Origin of the sequence: Pseudomonas hefeiensis (assembly GCF_030687835.1) — a bacterium.
Lineage (GTDB): Bacteria > Pseudomonadota > Gammaproteobacteria > Pseudomonadales > Pseudomonadaceae > Aquipseudomonas > Aquipseudomonas hefeiensis.
The window spans coordinates 3,699,015-3,715,187 of the sequence record NZ_CP117449.1 but is presented as its reverse complement, the minus strand read 5'-3'; the positions used below and the strand labels follow the sequence as shown (position 1 = coordinate 3,715,187).

General features: G+C 61.9%; 14 protein-coding genes. 10 read left to right on the top strand and 4 right to left on the bottom strand.

Annotated elements, in window-relative coordinates; all coding sequences use genetic code 11:
• Positions 1–44 precede the first annotated feature (44 nt).
• Entirely contained in the window at positions 45–290 is a 246-nt protein-coding gene (locus PSH57_RS16545; RefSeq protein ID WP_305384212.1) for a DUF1652 domain-containing protein, read from the top strand.
• Between the two features lie 174 nt (positions 291–464).
• On the opposite strand, the gene PSH57_RS16540 is transcribed toward PSH57_RS16545, so the two are convergent.
• Both PSH57_RS16540 and PSH57_RS16535 read right to left on the bottom strand, forming a co-directional pair.
• Positions 465–1,850, bottom strand: a complete 1,386-nt coding sequence (locus PSH57_RS16540; protein ID WP_305384211.1) for a sensor histidine kinase — start codon at positions 1,848–1,850, stop codon at positions 465–467.
• Entirely contained in the window at positions 1,828–2,511 is a 684-nt protein-coding gene (locus tag PSH57_RS16535; protein ID WP_047230191.1) for a response regulator transcription factor, read from the bottom strand. The genes PSH57_RS16540 and PSH57_RS16535 overlap by 23 nt, the downstream gene beginning before the upstream one ends.
• Before the next feature lie 280 nt (positions 2,512–2,791).
• Between PSH57_RS16535 and hcnA the strand changes: the two genes are divergently transcribed.
• Genes hcnA through hcnC form a run of 3 tightly spaced genes read left to right on the top strand, consistent with a single transcriptional unit; the run spans position 2,792 to position 5,788 of the window.
• The gene (hcnA, locus tag PSH57_RS16530) at positions 2,792–3,115 is read left to right on the top strand and encodes a cyanide-forming glycine dehydrogenase subunit HcnA (protein WP_305390405.1); all 324 of its coding nucleotides are present in this window, start codon (positions 2,792–2,794) and stop codon (positions 3,113–3,115) included.
• The gene (hcnB, locus tag PSH57_RS16525; RefSeq protein WP_305384208.1) at positions 3,112–4,521 is read left to right on the top strand and encodes a cyanide-forming glycine dehydrogenase subunit HcnB; all 1,410 of its coding nucleotides are present in this window, start codon (positions 3,112–3,114) and stop codon (positions 4,519–4,521) included. Before hcnA ends, hcnB begins: the two co-directional genes overlap by 4 nt.
• Positions 4,514–5,788 (top strand): cyanide-forming glycine dehydrogenase subunit HcnC, encoded by a 1,275-nt coding sequence (gene hcnC / locus PSH57_RS16520; RefSeq protein ID WP_305384206.1) that lies wholly within the window; start codon positions 4,514–4,516, stop codon positions 5,786–5,788. Before hcnB ends, hcnC begins: the two co-directional genes overlap by 8 nt.
• 289 nt (positions 5,789–6,077) lie before the next feature.
• Here the strand turns inward: hcnC and PSH57_RS16515 are convergent, their stop codons facing one another.
• Both PSH57_RS16515 and PSH57_RS16510 read right to left on the bottom strand, forming a co-directional pair.
• Entirely contained in the window at positions 6,078–6,689 is a 612-nt protein-coding gene (locus PSH57_RS16515; protein ID WP_305384205.1) for a glutathione S-transferase, read from the bottom strand.
• Positions 6,690–6,719: 30 nt separating this feature from the next.
• Positions 6,720–7,640: a MurR/RpiR family transcriptional regulator gene (locus tag PSH57_RS16510; RefSeq protein WP_047230196.1), complete on the bottom strand. Its 921-nt coding sequence runs from the start codon at positions 7,638–7,640 to the stop codon at positions 6,720–6,722.
• Positions 7,641–7,953: 313 nt separating this feature from the next.
• Between PSH57_RS16510 and PSH57_RS16505 the strand changes: the two genes are divergently transcribed.
• From PSH57_RS16505 to iolD, 6 genes are all read left to right on the top strand, one after another.
• Positions 7,954–9,891 (top strand): bifunctional 5-dehydro-2-deoxygluconokinase/5-dehydro-2-deoxyphosphogluconate aldolase, encoded by a 1,938-nt coding sequence (locus tag PSH57_RS16505; RefSeq protein ID WP_305384203.1) that lies wholly within the window; start codon positions 7,954–7,956, stop codon positions 9,889–9,891.
• A gap of 94 nt (positions 9,892–9,985) precedes the next feature.
• Positions 9,986–10,879, top strand: a complete 894-nt coding sequence (gene iolE / locus PSH57_RS16500) for a myo-inosose-2 dehydratase (RefSeq protein WP_305384202.1) — start codon at positions 9,986–9,988, stop codon at positions 10,877–10,879.
• Positions 10,876–11,685, top strand: a complete 810-nt coding sequence (iolB, locus tag PSH57_RS16495; RefSeq protein WP_305384201.1) for a 5-deoxy-glucuronate isomerase — start codon at positions 10,876–10,878, stop codon at positions 11,683–11,685. Before iolE ends, iolB begins: the two co-directional genes overlap by 4 nt.
• 30 nt (positions 11,686–11,715) lie before the next feature.
• Complete coding sequence (locus PSH57_RS16490; protein WP_305384200.1) at positions 11,716–13,218, top strand: CoA-acylating methylmalonate-semialdehyde dehydrogenase; 1,503 nt, start codon at positions 11,716–11,718, stop codon at positions 13,216–13,218.
• Between the two features lie 30 nt (positions 13,219–13,248).
• The gene (locus tag PSH57_RS16485) at positions 13,249–14,070 is read left to right on the top strand and encodes a TIM barrel protein (protein WP_305384199.1); all 822 of its coding nucleotides are present in this window, start codon (positions 13,249–13,251) and stop codon (positions 14,068–14,070) included.
• Between the two features lie 149 nt (positions 14,071–14,219).
• Positions 14,220–16,151, top strand: a complete 1,932-nt coding sequence (gene iolD / locus PSH57_RS16480) for a 3D-(3,5/4)-trihydroxycyclohexane-1,2-dione acylhydrolase (decyclizing) (protein WP_305384198.1) — start codon at positions 14,220–14,222, stop codon at positions 16,149–16,151.
• Positions 16,152–16,173: the final 22 nt, after the last annotated feature.

The window sequence follows — 16,173 nt, the reverse complement described above, 5'->3', positions numbered from 1 at the left end:
GCAGTGCGCCGGTCATCTGCGACCTCAGCGCTGAGGTGTAAGGAATGACCCAACTGGCCCCCCTGCGCGCTCGCCTCGAAGAAAGCTTTACGCCGCTGGCTTGCGACTGCAGCCTCAACGGCGACGGAACCCTTACCGTACGCCTCTATCACCGCGAAAGCGGGGAAGTGGATCTGGTGGTTAGTGGCATGAGCCTGGACAGCGTCCGATCGGAAGAAAGCCTGGCAAAGCTGATTGACGAGTTGCGCTATGAGCTTGAAAACTCCCCGCTGCATCGACGTGAGTCCTGATTGACCTGGTGTGCAGAATCCATTGTGGTGAGGGGATTTATCCCCGTTCGGCTGCGAAGCAGACGCCAGTAGTCATAACTGAATGGGCCTGCTTCGCAGTCCAGCGGGGATAAATCCCCTCGCCACAAGTCCCCTCGCCACAGGTATGTGTTTGCAGCTCATTCCCTTCAGTGACTACAACAGCGTCGCCCGGCAATCGAGCGCCAGCCGAGCGCCGCCTTGTTCGCTGTTGCCCACTTCCAGCGTGAACCCGTGCAAATTGACGATCGCCGCGACGATCGACAGCCCCAGGCCAAAGCCGCTTTGCTGGCTGCTGCCCTCGGCGCGGTAGAAGCGGCGAAACACGGCCTTGCGCTCCGCCTCGGGGATTCCAGGCCCGGAGTCGAGCACTTCGATGCGGCTGCTGTCGCCCTGATCAACGCCACGCAGGATCACCTCACCACCCGACGGGGTGAATTTGATCGAGTTGCTCAGCAGGTTGGACACCGCCTCGAACAGCAATGCCCGGTCGCCGTTGAGCAAGGGCAGGGCATCGGGCACTTCGAGGGTGAAGGTCAGTTCCCGCTCCTCGGCCAGCGGCAGATAAAAATCGTGCAGTTCCTGCAACAACTGCAACGGATCGAGGCGCACAAACCCTGAGCGTCGTTGCTGGTCTTCCAGCTCGGAAATCCGCAACAACCCCCGAAACCTGGCCATCAGGGTATCAGTCTCGGCAATCACCTGATCCATCTGCAACGCCTCGGGCGAGCCGTCCGGAGCTTGCTGCTGGATGCGATAAAGCTGGGCGCGCAGGCGAGTCAGTGGTGTGCGCAGGTCGTGGGCGATGTTGTCGCACACGCCCTTGACCTCGTTCATCAAACGTTCGATACGATCGAGCATGGCGTTGACGATCGCCGCCAGCATGTCCAGCTCATCGCGACGGCTCGATAGCGGCAAACGATGGGTCAGGTCGCCGGCCACGATGGCCTCGGCACTGGCCTGCAGTTTGCGGATGCGTTGCAACGGTCGCCGGCGCAACAGATGCCAGCCGGCAATGCCCGGCAGGATGGTCAGGGACACGCCCCAGAACAGCGCGTGCAGAATGATGCGTGTCACGGCGAACAGCGAGCCGTTGTCCCGCGCCAGGATTAGCCAGCGGCCGTCCTGGGTCCGGGTCGCCACCGCGTCGCAACTGTCGGAAGGAGTACCTGGATCTCTGGAATCGACGCAGCCACCGAGCATATGAATCTTGCCGTCCAGCGGCAGGTCGGCGGGGACGCGCCGGATCGGTCCGCTCAAGTGGCGCAGTTGCGGATCGAACAGGCCGTAGGCGTCGACGCCGCGTTCATCCAGGGTCAGGCTGGCCATGAGAGCATCTTCCAACTGATCGCCATGAATCCGCGCGAACAGGTGCTGGCGCTGCATCAGGGAGTGTTTGGCAAGGCTGTCGAGGTAGCCGAACACTTCGTAATACATCACCCCCATCAGGACTGCGCTCCAGAGCACGAACAGCGAACTGTACAGCGCCAGCAGGCGGCTGCTGGAGGAGCGCCAGCCCTTAGCGGGGTTCAGCAATGACATAGCCGGAACCTCGTACCGTACGAATCAGCGGTTCCAGGCCCGGCGGGTCGATTTTTTTGCGCAGGCGGCCGATATGGACGTCGATCAGGTTGGTGCCGGGGTCGAAGTGATAGCCCCAAACCTCTTCGAAAATCATCATGCGCGAGAGGATCTGGCCGCTGTTGCGCATCAGGAACTCCAGCAGCTTGTATTCGGTGGGCAGCAGGCTGAGCAGTTGCCCGTTGCGGCTGGCTTCGCGGCTGATCAGGTTGAGTTCCAGGTCGGCCACCCGCAGCGCGGTTTCCGGCTCGCGGGCACCGTTGTTGCGCCGCAGCAGCACTTCGACCCGGGCAGCCATTTCGTCGGTGGCGAACGGCTTGGTCAGATAATCGTCGCCGCCGGCCCGCAGGCCACGGACCCGCTCGTCCACATCGGAGAGGGCGCTGATCATCAGGATCGGCGTGGCCACGCCCATGGTGCGCAATGTCGTCACGATCACCAGCCCATCGAGTTCGGGCAGCATGCGGTCCAGGGTGATCAGGTCGTAATCGCCGCTCACCGCTCGCTCCAGGCCTTCGCGGCCGTTGTCGACCCAGTCGACATCCAGGCCGTTGCGGGTCAGTTCGGCGACGATTTCACGGGCGGTCACGGCGTCGTCTTCGATGGTCAAAATGCGGTTCATGGGCGGTACCGGGTGAGAAATTGAAGCCATTGCGCTGCATTCTGCCAAAAATTAGCGGTCGGCTTTCTGAAAAAAAGTTCATGGACGCCGACAGTTGAATTCACTGGCCTGGATCAACACTTGGTCACAAATAATCCCTAACATAAATTTGGTGCGCACTATCATGCTGCGTCCGTTGCCCTGCTTTGGCGCGCTGTCGCTGACGGGCACTGACACGAACCGGTGATGGTGTGCCGCAAGGAGCCGAGACCTCACTGAACCTTCAAGGAAGAGCAGCATGATGCAACCTCAAGACCTTCTACGCCGAAAATTTGATATCCAGCCGCTGAAGCAGGCCGACATGACGGTTCGCCTTGATGGGCAATTCGTCAGCGCGGCGCAAGGTGAAACCGTCCTCAGCGTCATCCAGTCCCTGGGTCAGCGTCAAGTGGCCCGCAACGATCACGACCAGCTCAGCGGTGCCTACTGCGGCATGGGCGTGTGTCAGTGTTGCCTGGTCAAGATCGACGGCCGTCACAAGCGCCGCGCCTGTCAGACCCAGGTGCGTCCCGGCATGCAGATCGAAACCCGGGCCAATCGCATCGCCGAAACGGAGGCGCCATGAACCTTGATCCGGTGATTGTCGGCGGCGGGCCGGCGGGTATGGCAGCGGCCATCGAACTGGCCTCCCACGGGGTGCGCTGCACCCTGCTCGAAGAAGCGCCGCGCCTGGGGGGCGTGGTTTACCGCGGGCCGCTGCGCGACGGGGTGAGCCTGGATTACCTGGGGCCGCGCTACAGCGAAGCCCTGGAGAAACTCCACGGTGAGTTCCAGCGCTACGCCGAGCTGATCGATGTGCGACTCAACCACCGCGTCATCGGCGCCGAAGGGTTCAAGGCGCTGATGCTGCTGAACGCCGATGAACAGCTGTGCGAGGTCACCTATTCGCACCTGGTGCTGGCGGCCGGTTGTCATGAGCGCAGCGTGCCGTTTCCTGGCTGGACGCTGCCGGGTGTGATGATGCTCGGGGGGCTGCAGTTGCAGATCAAGAGCGGGGTGGTCAAGCCGCCGAGCCCGGTGGTGATCACCGGCACCGGTCCGTTGTTGCCGCTGGTGGCCTGTCAACTGCACGCTTCGGGCGTGGCCGTGGCGGGTGTCTACGAGGCCTGTGCATTCGGCAGGATCGCCAAAGAAAGCCTGGCGTTGTTGAACAAGCCGCAACTGTTGCTCGACGGCCTGAGCATGCTGGCTTATCTCAAACTGCATCGCATCCCCATGCGGTATGGTTGGGGGGTGGTGCAAGCCCACGGCGAAGGTGAGTTGAACATGGTCAGCGTCGCGCCGTATTCCAGTACCTGGGAGCCCGACCTCAAACGAGTCGAGCACGTCCCGGCCCAGACGCTGGCGGTCGGCTACGGTTTCATCCCGCGCACTCAGTTGAGCCAGCAGATGGGCCTGGAACATGGCTTTAGCGATGACGGTTATTTGCGGGCGGTGTCCGATGCCTGGCAACAAAGCAGCGAGGCGCACATTCACCTGGCCGGCGACGTGGGCGGGATTCGCGGCGGTGAGGCTGCCGTGCTAAGCGGGCGCATGGCCGCGCTGTCGATCCTGATGCGATGCGGTGTGCTGGACTCATCCACGGCCCTTGCGCGCAGAGAGCGATATCAGGCGCAGCTTGACCGGATCGTGCGCTTTCGCGCCGCGGTGGACCGCTACACCCAGCGCGGCGCCGGGCAAACCGCTTTGCCGACCGCCGATACGGTCATTTGTCGCTGCGAACACGCGACCCGCGCCGACATCGACTGCGCCTTGGAGCAGGGCGTGCAAGACATGGCCAGCCTGAAAATGCGCACCCGCGTGAGCATGGGCGATTGCCAGGGGCGGATGTGCGTCGGCTATTGCAGTGATCGCCTGCGCCAGGCCACCGGGCGCGCCGACGTTGGCTGGCTGCGGCCGCGTTTCCCCATCGACCCGATTCCCTTTTCAGCTTTTCAGAACCTCGGCACGGAGGCCGTCCCGCATGACTGAGCATCCAGACCTCAAGCACTATGACGTCGTCATCGCCGGCGGGGGCGTGATCGGTGCGTCCTGTGCCTATCAACTGTCCAAACGCAAACATCTGAAAGTCGCCTTGATCGACGCCAAGCGCCCCGGCAACGCCACCCGCGCTTCGGCCGGCGGCCTGTGGGCTATCGGTGAATCCGTGGGCCTGGGCTGCGGGGTGATCTTCTTTCGGATGATGTCGGCCAACCGCAAGCGCCAGGCCCAGGGCGCCGCCGTGGCGGTGGACGCCAGCACCCCGCACATCCTGCCCCAGTCGTTCTTCGATTTCGCCCTGCAGTCCAACGCGATGTATCCCCAACTGCACCGCGAGCTGATGGACAACCACGGCATGGACTTCAAGTTCGAGGAGACCGGGCTCAAGTTCGTGATCTACGACGATGAAGACCGTTTGTACGCCGAGCACATCGTCGCCTGCATTCCCCATCTGGCCGATCAGGTGCGCTGGCTCGATCAGGCCGCCTTGCGCGAGGCCGAGCCGAATGTCAGCCATGAGGCGCGGGGCGCGCTGGAGTTCCTGTGCGACCATCAGGTGAGCCCGTTCCGCCTGGCCGATGCCTACACTGAGGGTGCCCGACAGAACGGCGTCGATATGTTCTTCAACACCAACGTGACTGAAGTGCTGCGTGACGGGGCGCGGGTGACGGGGGTGAGAACCGCCGAAGCCGGGACGTTCAACTGCCGGACGCTGATCAATGCCGCCGGTGCCTGGGCAGCGGACCTGAGCGAACAGGCCACGGGCGTGCGAATCCCGGTCAAGCCGGTCAAGGGGCAAATCCTGCTGACCGAGCGCATGCCGAAGATCCTCAACGGGTGTCTGACTACCAGCGACTGCTATGTAGCGCAAAAGGACAATGGCGAAATCCTCATCGGCAGTACCACCGAGGACAAGGGGTTCGACGTGACCACCACCTACCCGGAAATCGAGGGGCTGGTGCAGGGCGCGGTGCGGTGCATACCGCAGTTGGCCGACATCAACCTGAAACGCACCTGGGCCGGTTTGCGCCCCGGCTCACCTGATGAACTGCCCATCCTGGGGCCGATGCGCGGCGTGGAAGGGTACCTCAACGCCTGCGGGCACTTCCGCACTGGCATCCTGACCTCGGCCATTACCGGAGTATTGCTGGACAAACTGGTGAACAACGAGCCGTTGCCGGTGGACATCACGCCGTTTCTGGCGGACCGGTTTGAGGTGACACCCATGGCAAAACCCAAGGAAATGGAACTGACTTGAAGCAACTCTTTGTGCCGAACACAAATTTTGCAGTCCCCCGGCCCCAAACTGTGGGAGCGAGCCTGCTCGCGATGGCGTCGGATCAGTGCCATTGATGTTGATTGACCCACCGCTATCGCGAGCAGGCTCGCTCCCACATAGATCTTGGGGTGACCCTCATCCGATGGTCACTCAGGAACCAACTGTGGGAGCGGGCTTGCTCGCGAAAGCGGTATATCCGAGACGATGATGTTGAGTCTGCCGCCGTCTTCGCGAGCAAGCCCGCTCCCACACAAGCCGCGCTCGTCCGCTATACCATCGGCGTGCTGATAAACGCCTCCAACCCTTCGGCATAAGCGGTAAACGCGCTGATCGACGGAAATGACTTGCCCTGCACCTGATCCGGCACCACCAGATTGGTGAAGCTCCAGGCCACTGCCACGGTGATGCCCGCCTGATCGAGGGTGCCATCGGTGGCCAGGGGCTGTTTCACCAGTTCCTGTTCGAGCATGTCATAGGCCGCCGCCAGTTGGCCTTCCACGCGTTCGACCCAGGGCGCGTGCTGAATTTCTGTCGGCCGCAGGTTGCGTTCGTAGTAGATCTGCACCGACTTCTCGCACGCCGCCAATGCCAGGCCGATCAACTGCAATGACCTGAGCCGTTCTCCGATATCGCTCGGCATCAGGCTTTTACCCGGCTCGGCCAGGGCTTCCAGGTAGTCGATGATCAACGTGGAGTCCATCAGCACGCCGCCATCGTCGAGCACCAGGGTGGGGGCCTTGACCACCGGGTTGATGCGCTGGAACTGTTCGAAGTGCCTGAACACCGAAACGGACTCGTGCTCCAGGGCAACCCCCAGGCACTTGGCGGAAATGGCGACGCGTCGCACGTAGGGCGAGTCCAGCATGCCGATCAGTTTCATGACGTCTCCTTGAGTAATCCTTTGCGGGTGTTAATCCTCGAACCCGACCTGTTCATGGATCTCATCGACCTTGAGTTCCAGCCGGTAAGCCACGGCGATGAACAACGCCTGGCACAGGCACAGCGTGGCACTCAACGAGCGGAAGGCGAAAGAGCTGCCTTCGTTCACCAGCAGCACCGCATTGGCCCGTTTGGCCAGAGGCGACAGGTTGCTGTCGGTGATGATCAGCGTCTTGGCCTGATGATGCTGGGCAATGCGCAGGCAGTGCTGGGTTTCCTTGCCGTAGGGCGTAAAGCTGATGGCGATCACCAGGTCGTTGGCCCGCACGCTGCGCATCTGCTCGCGGTAACTGCCCCCCAGGCCGGACACCAGATGGATACGCTTGTTGGTGTGTTGCAGGTTATAAACCAGGTAATCGGCCACCGCGAACGAGCGTCGCACGCCGACCACATAGATGTTGTCGGCGTTGACCACCAGGTCTACGGCTTTGTCGAAGGCTTGATCGTCCAGCTCCAGGCCCAGGCGCTCGATGCCCGAGAGGGTGGCGTTGACGCATTCGCGCGCCAGGTCGCCGCCGCTGGCTTTCTGCGACTTGTTGGCGATCATGCTGCGGATGCGCTGCTGGTAGTTCTGCACCGGCGTGGTCTTGTGGGTATAGGCCTCGCGAAACAAGGCCTGCATTTCGCTGAACCCGCTGAAGCCGAAACGCTGGGAAAACCGCACGATGGCCGACGGATGCACTTCGCATTCGCGCGCAATGTCGCTGATGCGATCGACCATGATCCGGTCGCTTTGCTGGCTCATGTAGCTGGCGATGCGTTTGAGCTGTCGCGGCAGGCTTTCATACTCGTCGGTAATCAGTTGCAGCAGACGCTCGGCATTGATCGGTGGGCTTGAAAGGGCGGGTTCGGACGCACTCTCGGACGGCGCCGGCAGATCGGGGCGGGTCATAGAAAATCCTTCTGGCTTGTTCTTATAGGGCCGCCCGGAAAAAGGCCCGGCCCTCGACAATAGGTTGGCTGATCGCAGTCTACAGCGTAGGCGCGGGGAAAATCATGAGCAGACAACGTTGCAGTCGCTGCTGAAACGATGCACTGCGTCTGGCGCGCTCCAGTGATAGCGTATTGGAAAAAATATTCCACGTAAAAAATTTATAGAATAATTATTGATTATTGGCTGCTGCTCGTTTTAGTCTGCATCCACCAACAGCGTTGACGCCGGTTTCGGTGGCAAGCGCGGGCTGATAAAAATAACAGGAGCCAGCATGGGCCAGACTCGTTTTGCCAGTGGGCGTCAATTGGATGTGATCTGCCTGGGACGCCTGGGCGTCGACCTCTACGCGCAGCAAGTCGGCGCGCGTCTGGAAGATGTCGCAAGCTTCGCCAAATACCTGGGTGGCTCGTCGGCCAACATCGCCTTTGGCACCGCGCGGTTGGGGCTCAAGTCGGCGATGCTGAGCCGGGTAGGGGACGACCATATGGGTCGCTTCCTGGTGGAGTCCCTGGTTCGCGAGGGCTGCGATGTCAGTGGCATCAAGGTCGACCCTGAACGTCTGACGGCCATGGTCCTGCTGGGTATCAAGGACCGGGAAACCTTTCCCTTGGTGTTCTACCGGGAAAACTGCGCCGACATGGCGCTGCGCGCCGAAGACATTGACGAGGCCTTCATCGCTTCCAGCAAGTCCCTGCTGATTACCGGCACTCATTTCTCTACCGAAGGCGTCTACAAGGCCAGCACTCAGGCACTGGATTACGCCGAGAAGCACAACGTCAAACGCGTGTTGGACATCGACTATCGCCCGGTACTCTGGGGCCTGGCAGGCAAGGCCGATGGCGAGACCCGGTTCGTCGCCGACCAGAAGGTCAGCCAGCACGTGCAGAGCATCCTGCCGCGGTTTGACCTGATCGTCGGCACCGAGGAAGAATTCCTGATCGCCGGTGGCCGCGAAGACCTGTTGAGCGCATTGCGCAGCGTGCGCGCGCTGACGGCGGCGACCCTGGTGGTCAAGCTTGGCCCACAGGGCTGCACGGTGATCCACGGTGCCATCCCGAGCCGCCTTGAAGACGGCGCCCTCTATCCCGGGGTTCGGGTTGAGGTACTGAACGTATTGGGCGCAGGTGATGCCTTCATGTCGGGCTTTCTCACCGGTTGGCTGGAGGACGCCAGCGATGAGCGCTGCTGCCAGTTGGCCAACGCCTGCGGTGGCCTGGTGGTGTCGCGCCACGCCTGTGCTCCTGCGATGCCGACCCGGGCTGAACTCGACTATCTGTTCAATAGCCCGGTACCCATTACCCGGCCGGATCAGGACGTGGTATTGCAACGTCTGCATCAGGTCAGCGTGCCGCGCAAACAGTGGAAACAACTGTTCATTTTTGCCTTCGATCATCGCTGGCAACTGGTGGAGCTGGCCCACAAAGGCGGTCGCGAGCTGAGCGCCATCAGCGAACTCAAACAACTGTTCATCCAGGCCGTGGAGCGGGTCGAAACCGACTTGAAGCGTCAAGGCATCGAGGCTGATGTTGGTTTGCTGGCCGATCAACGTTTCGGCCAGGATTCGCTGAACGCCGCCACCGGACGTGACTGGTGGGTGGCGCGGCCGGTGGAAGTCCAGGGTTCGCGACCACTGGCGTTCGAACACGGGCGCTCCATTGGCAGCAACCTGATCGCCTGGCCACAGGAACAGATCATCAAGTGCCTGGTGCAATTTCACCCCGACGACGAACCGCTGCTGCGCCTGGAGCAGGAGGCGCAGCTAATGGGGTTGTATCAGGCGTCCCAGGTCAGCGGTCACGAACTGCTGCTGGAGGTCATTCCCCCCAACGATCACCCGTCGCCGCACCCGGACGTGCTGTATCGCGCCCTCAAACGCCTCTACAACCTGGGCATCTTCCCGGCATGGTGGAAGATCCAGGCCCAGACAGCGGAGCAGTGGAAACAGCTCGACGAACTGATTCAACAGCGCGACCCGTATTGCCGCGGCGTGGTCCTGCTGGGCCTCAACGCCCCGGCCGCCGCACTGGCCGAAGGCTTTCGCCAGGCCAGTCAGAGCACAACCTGCCGTGGGTTTGCTGTCGGGCGGACGATTTTCCAGGAACCGAGCCGAGCCTGGCTGGCCGGGGAAATCGACGATGAAACGTTGATCCGACAGGTGCAGGGCAGGTTTGTGGAGTTGATCGAGGCGTGGCGTGCTGCGCGAAGTTAAAAGCTGTGAACACTGACCCTGTGGGAGCGAGCCTGCTCCCACAGGGGCAGCGTTGTTCTTACGGATTTGTGAAAAAACAATAAAAGGTGCAGCCATGCCCGCTATTCGAATTGGCATCAACCCGATTTCCTGGAGCAACGACGACCTGCCATCGTTGGGTGGCGAGACGCCGTTGAGTACGGCGCTGAGCGAAGGCAAGGAAATCGGTTATGAAGGTTTCGAACTCAACGGCAAGTTTCCCAAGGATGCCAAGGGCGTTGGCGATGTGCTGCGGCCCTATGACCTGGCGCTGGTCTCCGGCTGGTATTCCAGTCGTCTGGCCCGGCGCTCGGCGGCCGAAGAAATCGACGCCATCGCCAGCCATGTCGAGTTGCTGGCGCAAAACGGTGCGACGGTGCTGGTGTACGGTGAGGTGGCCGATTCCATTCAGGGCCAGCGCATCCCACTGATCGAGCGGCCGCGTTTTCACACGGACGAAGCCTGGCAAGACTACGCCGAAAAACTCACCGAACTGGCGCGCTTCACCCTGTCCCGGGGTGTGCGCCTGGCGTATCACCATCATATGGGCGCCTATGTCGAGTCGCCTTCGGACATCGACAAACTGATGGCCCTGACCGGCAACGAAGTCGGCCTGCTGTTCGACTCGGGCCACTGCTACATGGGCGGAGGCGAACCCTTGCAGGTGTTGCGCAAGCACATCGAGCGCATTTGCCATGTGCATTTCAAGGACGTGCGCAAGCCTGTGGTGCAACTGGCGCGCAACAACCTCTGGAGTTTCCCCGACTGCATCATCAACGGCACCTTCACCGTACCGGGTGACGGTGACATCGACTTTGCCGCGTTGCTGGACGTCCTGCTGGCCGCCGACTATCACGGCTGGCTGGTCGTAGAAGCCGAACAGGATCCGGCCGTGGCACCGAGTTATGCCTACGCCAAGAAAGGCTACGACACCCTGCGCGCCTTGCTGCAAGAGAGGACTTTGTCATGAGCCTGTTGATCAAAAGCCAGCCAAGCGGCCAGACCATGGTCCAGCTACCCGCCGGCGAACTGGAGTATGTCGGGTTTGCCGCCTACCGCTTGAGTCTGGGTGAAAAGCTGCCGGTGGCTGCCGCCGACAAGGAACTGTGCCTGGTCTTGCTCTGCGGGCGAATCAGCCTCAAGGGTGAAGCGCCGGGGCAGGGCAGCTTCGACTGGGACAACCTGGGTGATCGTCAATCGGTGTTCGAGGACAAATCGCCCTACGCCGTGTACCTGCCGCCCGGCAGCCAGGCCCAGGTGGCCGCCCTGAGCGACGTGCAACTGGCCGTGTGTGCCGCGCCGGGCGGCGACCAGAACAACTATGGCCCGCGGTTGATCCGTCCCGACAGCATGAAGCGCAGCGTGCGCGGCAAGGGCGCCAACACTCGCTATGTCTGCGACATCCTGCCCGACAGTGAGCCGGCCCACTCGCTGCTGGTGGTGGAGGTGCGCACGCCGTCGGGGCATTCATCGAGCTACCCGCCCCACAAACACGACACTGATGACCTGCCGCACCAGAGCTTCCTGGAAGAAACCTATTACCACCAGGTCAACCCGTCCCAAGGGTTCGTGTTCCAGCGGGTCTACACCGATGACCGCAGCATCGACCAGGCCATGGCCGTGGAAAACAGCGACCTGGTGGTGGTGCCCAAGGGTTACCACCCGGTCAGCGTGCCCTACGGGTACGAGTCGTATTACCTGAACGTCATGGCCGGCCCGAAACGGGTCTGGCAGTTCCATAACGATCCGCAGCACAGTTGGCTGCTCGATCTCTGACTTCCACCCTTTGCACGGAGAACAAGAACAATGAGCGATGTCCCGGTTGTAGGCCATTACATCAGCGGTCGAGTGCAGGACAGCGACACGGTGCGGTTCAGCAACGTCTTCAACCCGGCTACCGGCGCGGTCCAGGCCCGGGTGGCGCTGGCCGAACCGGGCACCGTCGAGGCCGCGGTGGCTTCGGCGCTGGCGGCATTCCCGGGCTGGTCCGAGCAATCGTCCTTGCGCCGTTCGCGGGTGATGTTCAAGTTCAAGGAATTGCTCGACCGCCATCATGACGAACTGGCGCAGATCATCAGTCGCGAGCACGGCAAGGTGCTGTCCGATGCCCATGGCGAAGTCACCCGTGGCATCGAGATCGTCGAGTACGCCTGCGGTGCGCCGAACCTGCTCAAGACCGATTTCAGCGACAACATCGGCGGCGGCATCGACAACTGGAACCTGCGCCAGCCCCTGGGGGTGTGTGCCGGCATCACGCCGTTCAATTTCCCGGTGATGGTGCCGTTGTGGATGATTCCCCTGGCACTGGTCACCGGCAACTGCTTCATCCTCAAGCCTTCGGAGCGCGATCCGTCCGCCAGTTTGCTGATGGCCCGGCTGCTGACGGAAGCCGGCTTGCCCGACGGCGTTTTCAATGTGGTCCAGGGCGACAAAGTGGCGGTAGATGCGCTGTTGCAGCACCCGCACATCGAAGCGATTTCCTTTGTCGGCTCCACGCCGATTGCCGAGTACATCCACCAGCAGGGCACGGCGAACGGCAAGCGTGTACAGGCGCTTGGCGGAGCGAAAAATCACATGATCGTCATGCCCGATGCCGACCTCGACCAGGCGGCGGATGCGCTGATCGGCGCGGCCTACGGCTCGGCCGGCGAACGTTGCATGGCGATTTCCATTGCCGTGGCGGTGGGTGATGTGGGCGATGAACTGATCGCCAAACTGTTGCCTCGCATTGACCAGTTGAAGATCGGCAATGGCCAGCAACCTGGTACCGACATGGGGCCGCTGGTCACCGCTGAGCACAAGGCCAAGGTCGAAGGTTTTATCGACGCGGGCGTGGCCGAAGGCGCTCGGCTGATTGTCGATGGCCGTGGTTTCAAAGTGCCGGGGGCCGAGGACGGTTTCTTTGTCGGGGCGACATTGTTCGACCAGGTCACCGCCCAGATGAGCATCTACCAGCAAGAGATCTTCGGTCCGGTGCTGGGCATCGTCCGCGTGGCGGATTTCGCCAGCGCAGTGGCCTTGATCAATGCTCACGAGTTCGGCAACGGCGTGTCCTGCTTCACCCGTGACGGCGGCATTGCCCGGGCGTTTGCCCGCAGCATCAAGGTCGGCATGGTCGGTATCAACGTGCCGATTCCGGTGCCCATGGCCTGGCATTCCTTTGGCGGCTGGAAGCGCTCGCTGTTTGGCGATCACCATGCCTACGGTGAAGAAGGTTTGCGCTTTTACAGCCGCTACAAAAGCGTGATGCAGCGCTGGCCCGACAGCATTGCCAAGGGTCCCGAGTTCAGCATGCCGACCGCCCAATAATTTTTTATGAATGCCGGAGGGATAACAACAATGAACAAACCCCTGCGTTTTGCCCTGAACCGAATGGTTGCCCCGCGCCTGTCACTGCCTGATTTCATTGACCTGGCGCTGGCCTTGAAAACCGATGCCATCGAGATTCGCAACGACCTGCAAGGAGTCGAGATCGAAAACGGCATGCCGCCCGCACAGGTGCGTGAGTTGTGCGAGGAACGGGGTATCACGGTGTTGTCGATCAACGCGCTGTATCCCTTCGACGTGTGGAACGAGGAGCGCCGTGCCCAGGCCGTGCGGCTGGCGGACTATGCTCGCGAATGCGGCGCCGAGGGACTGGTGATGTGCCCGCTCAACGATCGCGCCGACCCGCGCAGCGAGGCAGAACGCGCCGCGGGATTGCGCACGGCCCTCAGTGAGCTGGCGCCGATCCTGCGGGCGTTCGGCATCTACGGTTTCATCGAACCGTTGGGTTTCGAGGAATGTTCGCTGCGGCGCAAGCGCACGGCAGTGGAAGCGATCAAGGCGACTGGCGGGCTGGATGTGTTCCGGCTGGTGCATGACACCTTTCATCATCACCTGGCCGGTGAGCAGGAATTTTTTCCCGAGCTGACCGGGCTGGTACACATCTCCGGTGTCGAGGATGCCCAGGCACCCTTGACGACCATCCGCGACGGCCACCGCGTGCTGGTGGGCGAGGCCGACATCCTGGGCAATGCCGCGCAGATCGAGGCGTTGCGGGCCGGTGGTTACGAGGGCTACCTGTCCTTCGAACCATTTGCCCAGAGCATTCATGAACTGGCTGACATTCGCCAGGCATTGGGGGCGAGTATGAACCACTTGCAAAACCCCCAGGCCTGACACAGTCCTCAAATGATGAAGAACCCCTGTGGGAGCGGGCTTGCTCGCGAAGGCGGCAGTACAGCCAACATTGATGTCGCCTGACACACCGCTTTCGCGAGCAAGCCCGCTCCCACACTCGACCGAGTTGCGTTTGAAAAGGTGCAAGCATGACCACAACACGACTGACCATGGCCCAGGCCCTGGTGAAATTCCTCGATAACCAGTACATCGAGGTCGATGGCGTTCAAAGCAAATTTGTCGCCGGGGTCTTTACCATTTTTGGCCACGGCAATGTGCTGGGCCTGGGCCAGGCGCTGGAGCAGGACAGCGGCGACCTGGTGGTCCATCAGGGCCGCAACGAGCAGGGCATGGCCCACGCTGCCATCGGTTTCGCCAAGCAGCATCTGCGCCGCAAGATCTACGCCTGTACGTCGTCGGTCGGCCCTGGCGCGGCGAACATGCTGACCGCCGCCGCCACTGCGACCGCCAATCGCATCCCGTTACTGCTGTTGCCCGGCGACGTCTACGCCAGCCGCCAACCGGACCCGGTGCTGCAGCAGATCGAGCAGTTCCATGACCTGAGCATCAGCACCAACGATGCGTTCAAGGCCGTGAGCAAATACTGGGATCGCATCAACCGCCCTGAGCAACTGATGAGCGCCGCTATCCACGCCATGCGCGTGCTCACCGATCCGGCCGAGACCGGCGCGGTGACCCTGGCGCTGCCCCAGGATGTGCAGGCCGAAGCTTACGATTACCCCGATTACTTTCTGCAAAAGCGCGTTCACCGCATCGACCGCCGCCCGGCCACCGAAGCGATGCTCGGCGATGCCCTGGCACTGCTCAAGGGCAAGCGCCAGCCGTTGATCATCTGCGGCGGCGGGGTGAAATACGCCGGCGCCAACGCAGCGTTGCAGGCGTTTGCCGAGCGCTTCGCAATCCCCTTCGCCGAGACCCAGGCCGGCAAGAGCGCGGTGGTGTCCAGCCATCCGCTGAATGTCGGTGGCGTCGGCGAAACCGGTTGCCTGGCGGCGAACCTGCTGGCCAAGGAAGCAGACCTGATTATCGGGATTGGCACCCGCTACAGCGATTTCACCACCGCGTCCAAATGGCTGTTCCAGCATCCGGATGTGCAGTTTCTTAACCTCAACATCAGCCCGTGCGACGCCTTGAAGCTCGACGGCGTGCAATTGCTGGCCGACGCGCGCTCCGGTCTGGAGGCTTTGTCCGCTGCGATGGGTGACTATCGTGCCGAATGGGGCGGGCAGATCGCCGATGCCAAAGCCCAACTGGATGCCGAAGTGGACCGGATCTATCAGGCTGACTTCCAGGCCCAGGATTTCGTCCCTGAAATCAACGATCACATGGACCCGGCCGTATTTCGCGAATTCATCGAACTCACCGGCTCCTGCCTGACCCAGAGCCGGGTACTGGGCACCCTCAACGAGACCCTGGCGGATGAGGCGATTATCGTCGCCGCTGCCGGCAGCCTGCCCGGCGACTTGCAGCGCAGTTGGCGCAGCAAGGGCGTGAACACCTATCACGTCGAGTACGGTTATTCGTGCATGGGCTACGAGGTGAACGCGGCGCTGGGCGTGAAGCTGGCCGAGCCCGACAAAGAGGTCTATGCCCTGGTGGGTGACGGCTCTTACATGATGCTGCATTCGGAGCTGGCGACCTCGATCCAGGAGCGCCGCAAGATCAATGTGGTGCTGCTGGACAACATGACGTTCGGTTGCATCAACAACCTGCAAATGGAACACGGCATGGACAGCTTCGGCACCGAGTTCCGCTTCCGCAACCCGGACACCGGCAAGCTCGATGGCGGCTTCGTGCCGGTGGACTTCGCCATGAGTGCGGCAGCCTATGGCTGCAAGACCTACAAGGTGAAGACCCTCGACGAACTGCACGCGGCCCTGGCCGATGCGCGGTTGCAAACGGTCTCGACACTGATCGATATCAAGGTTCTGCCCAAGACCATGATCCACAAGTACCTGTCGTGGTGGCGGGTCGGCGTCGCGCAAGTTTCCACCAGTGCCCGCACCGATGCGGTCGCCAGGACCCTTAACGAACGACTGGCCAAGGCCCGTCAATACTGATTGCCCCAACCCTACGAAAGGA